11 protein-coding genes are annotated in these 12,256 nt (G+C 44.5%); all 11 read right to left on the reverse strand.

The window, feature by feature from the left end:
• Positions 1-3 precede the first annotated feature (3 nt).
• Positions 4-1,824: a thiamine pyrophosphate-binding protein gene (locus B3014_RS01785; protein ID WP_289244617.1), complete on the reverse strand. Its 1,821-nt coding sequence runs from the start codon at positions 1,822-1,824 to the stop codon at positions 4-6.
• The gene (locus B3014_RS01790; RefSeq protein WP_289244616.1) at positions 1,821-3,341 is read right to left on the reverse strand and encodes an N-acetylneuraminate synthase family protein; all 1,521 of its coding nucleotides are present in this window, start codon (positions 3,339-3,341) and stop codon (positions 1,821-1,823) included. Before B3014_RS01790 ends, B3014_RS01785 begins: the two co-directional genes overlap by 4 nt.
• 3 nt (positions 3,342-3,344) lie before the next feature.
• Positions 3,345-4,997 carry a lipopolysaccharide biosynthesis protein RfbH gene (gene rfbH / locus B3014_RS01795; RefSeq protein WP_289244615.1) on the reverse strand — a complete coding sequence of 551 codons (1,653 nt, stop codon included), beginning with the start codon at positions 4,995-4,997 and terminating at the stop codon, positions 3,345-3,347.
• A 14-nt stretch (positions 4,998-5,011) separates the two neighbouring features.
• Positions 5,012-6,112, reverse strand: a complete 1,101-nt coding sequence (gene rfbG, locus B3014_RS01800) for a CDP-glucose 4,6-dehydratase (protein ID WP_289244614.1) — start codon at positions 6,110-6,112, stop codon at positions 5,012-5,014.
• A complete protein-coding gene (gene rfbF, locus B3014_RS01805; RefSeq protein ID WP_289244613.1) occupies positions 6,076-6,846 on the reverse strand; it encodes a glucose-1-phosphate cytidylyltransferase in 771 nt (256 codons plus the stop codon). Before rfbF ends, rfbG begins: the two co-directional genes overlap by 37 nt.
• A gap of 36 nt (positions 6,847-6,882) precedes the next feature.
• Complete coding sequence (gene flgL, locus B3014_RS01810) at positions 6,883-7,788, reverse strand: flagellar hook-associated protein FlgL (protein WP_289244612.1); 906 nt, start codon at positions 7,786-7,788, stop codon at positions 6,883-6,885.
• Between the two features lie 9 nt (positions 7,789-7,797).
• On the reverse strand, positions 7,798-9,234 hold the full coding sequence (gene flgK, locus B3014_RS01815; protein WP_289244611.1) for a flagellar hook-associated protein FlgK: 1,437 nt from the start codon (positions 9,232-9,234) through the stop codon (positions 7,798-7,800).
• A gap of 27 nt (positions 9,235-9,261) precedes the next feature.
• Positions 9,262-10,236 carry a flagellar assembly peptidoglycan hydrolase FlgJ gene (gene flgJ, locus B3014_RS01820; RefSeq protein ID WP_289244610.1) on the reverse strand — a complete coding sequence of 325 codons (975 nt, stop codon included), beginning with the start codon at positions 10,234-10,236 and terminating at the stop codon, positions 9,262-9,264.
• 2 nt (positions 10,237-10,238) lie between these two features.
• A complete protein-coding gene (locus B3014_RS01825; protein ID WP_289244609.1) occupies positions 10,239-11,330 on the reverse strand; it encodes a flagellar basal body P-ring protein FlgI in 1,092 nt (363 codons plus the stop codon).
• A 12-nt stretch (positions 11,331-11,342) separates the two neighbouring features.
• Positions 11,343-12,050, reverse strand: a complete 708-nt coding sequence (locus tag B3014_RS01830; RefSeq protein ID WP_289244608.1) for a flagellar basal body L-ring protein FlgH — start codon at positions 12,048-12,050, stop codon at positions 11,343-11,345.
• Between the two features lie 131 nt (positions 12,051-12,181).
• On the reverse strand, positions 12,182-12,256 hold a 75-nt coding region (locus B3014_RS01835; RefSeq protein ID WP_289286887.1), incomplete at its 5' end, for a flagellar basal body rod C-terminal domain-containing protein.

Here is a 12,256-nt window from a genome sequence, read left to right on the forward strand (position 1 = left end):
ACATCAATAGCGGCGCTCAACCAAGATTGAATTAGGAGAAACGGGAACTGACATTTCTTTTTGAAGCTGCTCTGTGGATAACAAAGGTGACATATCCTCCAATGGCATCGATATCATCGAACCATTCGCTTGAGGAATAGCTGACACTTTTGGCCATAACGCTTCGTCTTTAATGATAGTAACATCACAAAGAATTGGGCCTGGATGATTGAGAACATATTGGATTTTTTCATCCAACTCACTGGCGTCATTTATACGAACAGCATCAAGGCCAATCGCTTCAGACAGTTTGACTAAGTCCGGTATCAATAAACCGGCTTCTTGCCCTGTTGCCACATAGCGTTCATCAAAATAATTTCGTTGTGTATTTCTAATTGAGGCATAACCATTATTGTTCATAATGAATAGGCGTATAGGTAAATTGAGGGATTTTAAGGTGCTTAATTCTTGAAGATTAAGCTGCAAACTTCCGTCACCTTCTACCGAGACAACGGGCTTTCTGCCTGAGGCCAGACAGCCACCAATCGCCGCGGGCAAACCATAGCCCATAGAACCTAAACCCGAGGTGAGAAAAACACGCTGTCCGGTTTTGTTCACAAAGGTGGAATAAAACACTTCCACAGCTAAGCCCGAACTACCGGTAATGATCAGTTCATTCTCAGCTGTATAAGCTGATAGTCGATCAATAAAATGATAATGGCTGATTTCACCTTGCTCAGGAAAGGTTTGACCATCACAGCGAGGATAACGCTGTTTCCAGTCTGTAATTTTATGTATCCAGTCAGCATAGTCAGCAGGTGCGTCATTCACCTCAGTCATAAGCTGTTCAATAAAGGTTTTGGCATTCGCCTGAATTAAACGGGCTTTGGGTAGCTGATGTTTTTTCAGTTCAGAGGCGTCAATATCGACAATCACTTTATCGGCATATTGAGCAAAGTTTTGCGGGTTATGGGCGGTGACCACATTATCCAGACGGGCGCCAATGCTGATCAATAAATCACAATTCTGGGCGGCAAAGTTTGCCGGTCTGAGTGCCACGGAACCTGGTCGACCAGCACATAATGAATGTTCGTAAGGAATTAGATCCAGAGAATTCCATGTGGTTAATACCGGAATACCGGTTTTTTCATAAAGTTGTTTGAATGCGTCAGCGGCACCTGATAGACGGATACCATGACCTGCCAGAATAATAGGACGCTCTGCCTGCTGAATGAGTTGGATAACTTCATCCAGCTCAAGTGCACAGTCTGACTCAGTGTCTGTATTCGACTCATCCCGGGCTAGCTCTTCCGGCTCAATCAAACTGGCTTGTACATCCAAAGGCACATCCAGCCAGACAGGGCCTTTTCGCCCTGTCATCGCTTCATGTAAAGCCTTATCAAGATAAAGACCAATATTCTCTGGCTCATCAACGGTGATGGCATATTTGGTAATGGGTTTAACCATCGACACGATATCGACTTCCTGCGGGCCCATTTGCCGTACACCGCTATCAGCTTTCATATCGGCCCGTTTCACCTGACCGGAAATAATCAGCAATGGCACAGACTCAATCCAGGCACCCGCTACGGCAGTTAAAGCATTGGTTGCACCTGGCCCTGTGGTGACCAGCGCCACACCGAGTGTTTCATTCACGCGAGAGTAGGCTTCAGCAGCAATCGCAGCCGCTTGTTCGTGATGAGTCGGTATGAAAGTGATATCAGGATTCTGTCCCAAGGCATCCACAAGATGCATGGCGCCACCACCAGGAAGTAAGAAAACCTCTTTAACACCTAATTCAGCCACTCGGGCAAAGATATAGTCAGCAACGCGTTGTTCGCTCATGCCCACTCCGTAGTTAGCCAGTCAGCACGAAAGATCAGGTTCGTTTTGCGACGACTGTTCTGGTTGATGCTTTTATCGTCGTAATATGAGTCATCAGTGAAATGTGTGGTGGATAACTCTTCAAATATCGCCCCAGTTTCACTGCTAAAAGCATGTTTAACACCGCGCTCAACGGTGACCATTTCACCGGCTTTGATGGTTTTTAGCTCATCACCTAGTTGTAAGTGCATTTCTCCCGCCAGCACATTAAAGGTTTCTTCTTTTTTATGATGAGCGTGCACGGGATGATTTTGTCCTGGCAGTAACACCAGAATCTTTTTACAGTATTCACGGTTAACCACATCAATAATGGTCGCACCTGTTTCTTCGAACTTCTCGATGCCATAGTGATGCGATAATTGGCAGTTCACGCCATCCGCAATAGCAATACCGGCTTCACGTAATAAAGCACACACTTTAGATAATGAAGCTGAAACCATGTCACGGGTATCGGTGATTTCTAATTGCTCGAGTAATAAAGGTTCATTAGCCTTTACCGCCGCTTTTAACTCAAACTGTTTGTATTTGGATAAGTCATTAGCTAATAGTTGACCGGGTTGACTTGGAATCGCCAAGTAAAAATCTTCTGTTTGCAATGCTTTGCCTGCAGCGAGATCTTGTTTAGCAAACACCGCTCGGCGTAATGAATTCAGTGTGGTTAATTCTGTCTCTGTCACCGCCACACGCTCGCCCTCAAGACCAAGCATGGCATAAGCTTCTTGCGCTGAGAGTAACCATTGTCTGACTTGTTCAGGGTTCGCCGAGTAAGCATTGAGCTCACCTACCCCAACATGCTTTTCAAACAGCTGCGCCCCCATGGCGACGGCCATTTTTACTGCTTCCGTCTCATTAGGATTTTCATGGGTTGAATAGCCCACCGTCACCTCAGGAAACCGTTGTTTTAATAGAGCAATTTGACCTAATTGTAAATTTTGTCGTGGCGTTGGATATTCACCAACACAATGCATCACCGCTAACTGTTTGTGGCGATGTAAGAAAAACTGAACGACATTGTCAATCTCTTCCATCGTGGCACCGGCGGTAGACATCACCAGCGGCAAAGAGGATTGAGCGATACGTTCTAGTAATGGCCAATCAGTAAGTGAACAGGAGGCAATTTTTAAGATGTCAAAACCATGTTGTTCAATCCAGTCAACAGAGGCTTCATCAAACGGCGTACACATGGAAATAAAGCCTGCTTCATCAATGGCTTTTTTTAACTCCAGCAGTTGGGCTTCGTCTAACTCTGTATCACGAAACCGTTTAACGTATTTAATATCTTGTCTATCGCGATAATCAGGATGAATAAAGGTTTTCAGGTTACGGTACTGCAATTTAAAGGCAAACTGGAAAGGAAAGTCGTCACATACTTGTTTCATCTGCTGAATAACCTGCTTGCCATGAGCAATATCACCTTGGTGATTATTGGCCATTTCCAGCACGAATAACTTTTGATACATCGGTGTTTTGTCAGTCATCACTCACACTTTGAAATAAGATTGGATAGTGTCGATCATATAATCAATCATCTCATCAGATAGCCCCGGAAAAACGCCGATCCACAACGAATCATTCATGACCTGATCGGTGACGGTTAATTCGCCAACTTTACGATAGCTTTGCTGTTCAAAATACGGCTGTTTGATAAGATTACCGCCAAAAACCAGCCGGTTGGCTATCTTATGTTGTTCAAGATACTGAATAAATTCAGCTCGATTACCTTGTTTTAAGGTAATAGCAAAACCAAACCAGGACGGTTCAGCATTATTTTCTGCTTCCGGCAGTAACAAATAATCTTGTAGAGAAGTTAAGCCAGCATATAAACGTTGAAAGTTAGCTTTACGCTTTTCAATAAAGCCCGTGACTTTATCCAATTGAGACAAGCCCACAGCGGCCTGCATATCAGAAATTTTCAGGTTATAGCCAAGATGAGAATAGGTGTATTTATGATCATAGCCACAAGGCAATTGCCCTAATTGATAACTAAAGCGTTTATTGCAGGTATTATCTTTGCCTGGCTCACAAAAACAGTCTCTGCCCCAATCACGAAATGACTCCAGAATCAATTTTAGTTGACCATTGTTGGTATAAACCGCGCCACCTTCTCCCATCGTAATATGATGAGCCGGATAAAAGCTTAAGGTTGCAATATCACCAAAAGTGCCTACATGACGGGGCTTATCTAACTCAATTACTTGTCCACGATAATCTGTAAGCTCAACGGAGGGTGAATAAGTGGTGCCTAATGCATCACAACAATCTTCGATTAACCATAAATTATGTTGACGGGCAAAACGCACAACAGCATCAATATTGAACGTATTCCCTAATGTATGCGCCATCATGATGGCTCGGGTTTTATCAGATAACGCCGCCTCAAGCTGACTGACGTCGATATTGTAAGAAGGTAAGGTAATATCAACAAAAACCGGGACTAAACCGTTTTGTAAGATGGGATTCACCGTAGTCGGGAACCCAGCCGCGACAGTGATGACTTCATCGCCTTTTTGTAATGCTTTATCACCTAACTTAGGTGACGTCAGTGCAGTTAATGCCAACAAGTTCGCTGAAGAACCTGAGTTTACCGTGAGAACATGTTTTACATCGATAAATTCTGCCAGTGCTTTTTCAAACTGGGCATTAAACCGTCCTGTTGTTAGCCACCCATCCAGTGAGGCATCCACCATATGCTGGATATCATTGTTATCCAAAACTTTTCCAGACACTGCAACAGCATTCTGCCCAGGCAGGAAAGCCTTTGATTGAAATTTATGTTGGCTGTAGCGTTTCACTTGACGTTGAACTAAGGCACGTAATAACGCTTCTACTGTTGAAGCCGAAAGTTGACCTTGTCGACTGGCGATATTCATTGGACCAGTAAAAATAGGCTGCCGTAAATCCAGGTATTCTGCTGAACGGCTTGCTGTCGCTTCCGATAACAAAAACCAGTTATCCACTGAAGTTGAAGGATTGTCTGTTAAAGCCATTACTTCATAACACTCTATGACGGCTTCTTCCTGAGAAATCACGACACATAAAGTTGGCGAGGTGGCAGGTTTATTGACAACACACAGTTCACCGCAAGTAAAAGTAGCAGCGTGATTGGTCATATCATGAGAATACATTGGGTTCATAATGTTGCTTTATGTTATCGAGCTCGCTTACTCGCCTGAACAAACTGCTGAATTTGTTGCAGGCTTATCTCGCGCATGGGCTTTCCAGAATAAAAAGCATCATACCAGTCAAATGTGAGAGACAGTGCATCATCAATATGCCAAACAGGTTGCCAGTCTAATTGTTGTCGGGCTTTACTACAGTCGAGCATCAGTATTGATGCTTCATGATGCTCGTTATGCTGAGGTGCAAACCAATCAAGAGACGGCCAACGCTGCTGAGCAAATTCCACAATATAATCTACAGGCTTCGTGTCTTCCATAGCAGGACCAAAATTCCATGCATCAGCTACTTCCGCACCGCGCTCAACCATGTGTTGAGCCAGTAATAAATAACCTGATAAAGGCTCCAATACATGCTGCCAAGGTCTAATAGCTCGCGGATGACGAATCTCAAGCGAATGACCTGTCTGATTGGCCTTTATTAAATCTGGGATTAACCGGTATTCAGACCAATCACCGCCACCAATCACATTACCGGCACGCGCACTAGCGACGGCAGTTTTATTACCCATAAAAAAGGACTGTCGATAGGCACTGGTGACAAGCTCGGCACAGCCTTTACTATTGCTGTATGGGTCATGCCCACCCAACCGATCGTTTTCGCGGTATGGCCAAGACCACTCATGATTTTCGTAACATTTATCTGAGGTCACCACGACCACAGCTTGAACACTGGGACAATGTCTGACGGCTTCTAGAAGATTGACTGTCCCCATCACATTGGTTTGATAGGTTTCAACAGGAACAAGGTAACTGGGTTTAACTAATGACTGTGCAGCGAGATGAAACACCACATCGGGCTGTGTCTGATTCACAAGTTCAGATAGCGTTGATAAATCAGAAATATCTGCCATCACAGAGTTGATAATTGTCTCTAACTCGAGAGTTTCATATATTGAAGGTGTGGTATTTGGCGCAAGCGCATAACCCGTTACTTTGGCGCCAAGCTGAGTTAACCACAAGCTCAACCAGCTACCTTTAAAACCGGTATGTCCGGTAATCAGAACGGATTTGTTATGCCAAAAAGTCTTATCAATCACCACACTTTCCATGGTGCCTGATTTGACTGCCATAAGTGCTCAAGGTGCTGTTTGTCTCTAAGCGTATCCATGGGTTGCCAAAACCCCTCATGTCGGAATACTCGTAACTGTTTTTCAGCTACTAATTTCTCCAATGGTCGGCCTTCCCAACTCGTCTTATCGTCGCTGATGTAATCAATCACTTTGGGTGACAACACAAAAAAGCCACCACTGACCATACTGTTATCACCCTTGGGTTTTTCCTGAAAGTTAATCACGCAATCATCTTTAATATCCAAGGCGCCAAATTTTGCCTGTGGATAAGCAGCCGTGACCGTGGCAAGATTTCCATGTTGTTGATGAAATTCGATACTGCCAGCTATATCAATATTACCGACACCATCACCGTAGGTTAAACAGAAAGCGTCTTCATCTTTGACATAATCGGCGATCCGACGAATACGCCCGCCCGTCATACTATTGTCACCTGTGTCCACTAAGGTTACTTTCCAAGGCTCCGCATGCGCTTCATGTACATGCATTTTATTATTTTGCATATCAAACGTGACGTCTGACATATGCAAAAAATAATTCGCAAAATACTCCTTGATGAGATAACCCTTATATCCACAGCAGATAATAAAATCATTCACGCCATGATAGGAATAGATTTTCATAATATGCCAAAGAATAGGCTTTCCACCTATTTCTATCATTGGTTTCGGCTTATTGATGGACTCTTCACTGATACGGGTGCCTAAACCACCAGCCAGGATTACTGCTTTCATATTTTTATAACTGACGAGTGTAAAAATGTCAGTGTTTCATAAAAAGTTAAAGAGGGACAGTCCTTGCACTTTGACATAGGCTTGTTGAGCCGCCTGCAAACCCGTTGTTTGCGAGTTTAAGCGTGAAATGGCTTCGGCATAATCCAAGTCTTTAAGTTTAGTTAGGCTCGTTTCCAGACTAGCTAAGCTGTCTTCATTAATACTACGTTGCTGGTCTATTGAATTGATTCGGGCACCTACAGCGGTTCTTGCTGTCGTTAATGAATCAATGGCTGTCGACATATTATCAAGAAACTCACCATTATTAGGGGCTGTGCCTATAGTATTGGCTTTAAGCGCGGTAGAAAAATCATCAATGGTTTGGAAAACCGCCTGAGTAGTTGTGTCGGCATTGGTGATAACAAATAGCTCATCGCCGGGAAAGGTTGCTTCAACAGAATAATCGCTGCCTACACGCATACTGCGTTGCCCACCATCGCCGCCATAAGCAAATGTGGTAGTGTCAAACGCTTGTGTAAAAGATTGATAACCAGAGAATAAAAACTCGCCGTTCGCATCTGTGGTGTTCGCCAGGCTCACGAGAGACTTATTCAACTCATCAATTTCTTCTGCGATACCTGCTCGGGCATTGGCATCGTTGCTGTCATTAAGTGCTTGCACAGCCAGCTCACGGATCCGTTGAACAATATTTGTTGCACTGGTTAAGGCATTTTCAGCGGCATTAAGTTTGTTATTAGCCACATCGGCATTCGCCTGATACTGTTCGTTGATGCTGACTTCACGCTGATAGTTCAATGACTTTACTGCTGCCACCGGGTCATCTGACGGTCTTAGAATTCGTTGCCCCGTTGAGACTTGTAACTGGGTATCCGCCAACTGCTTTTGTTGGGCCAGCATCGTATCAACACTTTGCTGTTGAATATAGGATGTAGAAATTCTCATGATAATCTCCTAAACAGCATTAATCAGTGAATCAAAAATAGTATTGGACACAATAATGATCTGTGATGCCGCCTGATAGGCTTGCTGAAACTTGATCAGCTGAGCGGCTTCTTCATCCAGATTTACACCGCCTACCGCGTCGAAACGCTGTTCGGTCTGCTGCAACAATGCTAATTGTGTTTCCTGACTGGCTTCTGCTTGCTGAGTTCTGGTGGCGACATCAGACACCAGCACGGCATAACCTTCTGATAGGGAACGAGTTACACCGGGGGCAATGGTCACGAGCGTTTTATCTGTTTCCAGATTAGCCAGCGCCAAAGCGTTTTCGTTATTGCCAGAGCCAGAAATATTTATCGTACCTGTTGCCGCATCAAATTTAGAGGAAGCGGCAATAGCACGCGGATCACTGATTGCCAAGGAGATCGTGGCAGCGGTAATATTTGCCGGGTTAAAGAAATCCCCACCATCATTACCATCCAAATCAACTGAACCCTGACCGCCATTGGCAATATTCGTCGTGTTGTTGTGGACAGCATTAAAACCTTCCACAACGGCTTGTGCCAACACATCAAGCTCCGCTCTCACATCATCGATAATCGTGTCACGGAAATCCAAAGCCCCACCTAAGGTACCACCAGATAACTGACTGGTAATATTCGTACTACTATCACCGTAGCCAATACCTAATCTTGGTGGACTGGTTGAGGTATCCGTAACCGTCGTTAGAGCCATACTTTTTGTGCCCGCGACAAGGGCCTGGCCATTACCAATCAGGATATTTGTGGTGCCGTTTGATTGCTCAATAACATTCACTGAGACGATCTCGGAAAGATCTGTGATCAGTTTGTCACGCTTATCAAGTAAATCATTCGGTGATCCACCAGCACCTGTGGCGGCAGTAATGGCCGAATTTAACTCGGCAATACTTTTCGACAGATTATTGATGTCATCAATGGCAACGGTGATATCGTAATCAACCTGCTCGTCTAGCTTTGTTAGCTGTGAGTCCATGGTGTTAAAACGATTCGCTAAGAGTTCACCACGGGTCAGCATCAATTGTCTGGCCGCTATAGAGGTAGGATCGTTTGCCACCTCATTTACTGAGTTGAAAAACTCACTGATGCCTGTACTCAGACCTAAGTCTTCCGAACCAAGTAGATCATCTACCTGTTGTGAATAACTGAGATAGCTTCTTTGGGCTGCTTCTTGTGCGGTATACGTTCTAACCTGGCTCGCCAGAAAGGTGTCATAAACACGTTCAACCGAGGTTATCTGTACACCCGTACCAAAATACATATCTCCTTTGTAGTCAGGTGTACGGGTGGCTTGGTCAGCACGCTGGCGAGTGTATCCCTCAGTATTGACGTTACTGATGTTATGACTTGTCGTCGATAAATTACCTTGGGCTGTTAATAATGCCGATGTCCCAATCCCTAGCAGACTCATGGCATGCTCCTTAACTCGTCAGCGTGATTATGCATGGTCTGACTCCAGCGAAATTCGTGCCAGAATGTCACTATTCATTATGCGTTTTATTTTGTCAGCGTATTGAGGATCGGTTGCAAACCCTGCTTTATGCAGGTGTTCAACAAAGGCTTCAGCATCATTGGTGTGCTGCAATGCGTTACGGTAGCGTGGTTGAGTTTGTAAAAACTCAACGTAGTCATTGAAGCTATCTTGGTAAGAATCATAAGCACGGAATTGAGAAGCCTCGTTGTAAGCTTTGCCATCACGATACTCAAGTGCCACTTTACTGACACGCTCTCCGTCCCAGCTTTTATCCGCTTTGATGTTAAACAGGTTAAAGCTTGTTTCACCACTTTTGCTTTTTAATACAAATTTACCCCAGCCGGTTTCGAGTGCAGCCTGCGACAATATTACTTCAGGCGACACGCCTATTTTATCTGCAGCTTGTTGTGCATACGGCCACAAGGTTTGCACAAAATCTTTGGGTGAATTAAAAACCTTTTCCCCAAGATTCATTAAGTCTGCTTTTGTCTCAATCTCACCGTTTTCTGCATGAATCTCACGGATTTGTTTGATCATCAGTTCATTCACTTTCTTAGCAAGTGCTGGCCGAATAGTCACTGTGTCATAACTGTATGATTGATCCGTTCTCGCTGGTTGAGAGGACTGCAACTGATAACTTCCTAGCTGTTTGATGATGGCATCTTGCAGTCCCAGACCACCTCGCATCGATAAATCTGAGGCCAGTTGCTGATCAGCCATATCCTGATACATTTTGCTTTGTGTCGAATCAAACATGCCTTCAGCTAAACTGGCTTGGCGCATGGACTTGAGCATCATATTCACAAATAAAGACTCAAACTGACCAGCCACCTGCTTAAGTGTTTGCTCAGCATCACTACCTTTCACCGCTTGCTGACGCAGTTGGTTCAGACCATGAAAGTCAACAGCGGACTGGGCAATATTCGATTCGTAAGCCATGATTAAATGACCACTAAGTCTGCTTTAAGCGCACCCGCTTGTTTGAGAGCCTCAAGGATGGCGACCAAATCACCAGGTGCGGCGCCGACTTGGTTTACAGCACGTACGATTTCATCCAGTGACACGCCCGGGTTAAACACAAACATACGACTATTTTCTTCCGTGATGTTGATGTCGTAGTTAGGCGTCACCACGGTTTGTCCTTGTGAGAACGGTTCAGGCTGGCTAACCTCAGGATTTGCTGAAATAGTGACTGATAAGTTGCCATGAGTGACAGCAGCTGGACTCACTCTGACATGCTGACCAATCACGACCGTTCCGCTGCGTGAGTTAACCACGACTCTGGCAGGGGCCTCACCTGGGCTCAGCTCTAAATTTTCAATCAGTGATAAAAAGGGTACTCGTTGATTAGGATCTCGTGGCGCATTGACTTTTACGGAAGAAGCATCCATCGAAAAGGCCGTGTTTTTACCCAGAGTATGGTTAATCGCATCACTTAAACGACTGGCGGTGGTGAAGTCAGGGCTATGTAGATTCAGAATAATCGAATCTCCTACATTCAATGCATTTCTGACCGCCCGCTCGACGGTTGCACCGTTAGGCACACGACCAGCACTGGGAATATTGACGGTAACGCGTGAACCATCAGCTGCGTCAGCACCAAAACCACCTACAATTAAATTGCCTTGTGCCATGGCATAAATCTGTCCATCTGCCCCTTTTAAAGGGGTCATCAATAAACTACCACCACGTAAGCTTTTCGCATCCCCTAAAGAAGAAACGGTGATATCAATGGTTTGTCCAGGCTTCATGAAAGGCGGCAAATCGGCATGAACTGAAACGGCTGCAACGTTTTTACTTTTTGGGTCGGTGCCTGGTGGAATATTGATGCCCATTTCTACCAGCATGTTTCGTAAACTTTGGCCGGTAAACTTGGTTTTATCACCCGTACCATTGAGGCCGACCACAAGGCCATAACCGATTAATTGGTTATTTCGCACACCCGCAATTGAGGCTAGATCTTTGACCCGTTCGGCATAAGCCATACCCGAACTCATTATTAACGCAAATGCGACAAACACTTTGAACTTCATAACTTTCACCCTTTAGAAAGGCATTAATGCACTGACGAAGAATCGACTTAACCAGCCCATCACATTGGCATCATTAGTCGGACCATCTCCTACATAAGAAATCTGGGCATCGGCAATGCGGATAGACGAAATAGAATTATCGGCCTCAATATCTCTGGGACTGATCATGCCTGACAACCGAATATATTCATTGCCTTGGTTGATAGTGATGACTCGCTCACCACGAATCACCATATTGCCGTTTGGCAGTACTTCTACAACCGAAACACTGATATTACCGCTCAGTTTGTTATTCTGATCACTGTCGCCCGCACCAGTAAAATCTGAGTTAGAGCCAATACCAAATGCCAAATTGTTATCTGTTGTGTTGGCTAAAGGTAACTGACTGGGCAAATTGAATTGAGGAGTAGTACCAAACAATGTTGGATTATCGATGTTGTTACTATTTGATTTACTGACAGTAGTTTCTGTTTCTTTTTCGGCATCAGTCTGCTCTTCCAGCTTCACCGTCAAAATATCGCCGACTCGTCTTGCACGATAATCTTCAAATAGAGAAATATTATTGCGTGCGTCAAAAATAGCACCGTCATAATTATCTTGTGGCTCAATAGGAGCAGGACGAACAGCAGCAAACGCAGGGTCACGTTTGACTTCATTGTTGTAGCAACCCGATAACATTGCCACAGCAAGAAATACTAAAAATGGGGCAACTGTTTTCATTTTGACACTCCGAAAAAACCAACTTCACATGAAATAATGCTGCAGAGTTCGTGCCAAAAATGAGTGAGGTAGTGAATATTGAAAAAGAAAAAAGGCTACCTGGTGGGGGACCAGGTAGCCAAGTGCTGTAACTAGAGATTTTGGCTGGCGTACTGCAGCATTTGATCGGAAGTAGAAATCGCTTTTGAGTTCATTTCGTAGGCGCG

Source organism: Methylophaga sp. UBA678, assembly GCF_002299105.1.
Classification (GTDB): Bacteria; Pseudomonadota; Gammaproteobacteria; order Nitrosococcales; family Methylophagaceae; genus Methylophaga; species Methylophaga marina.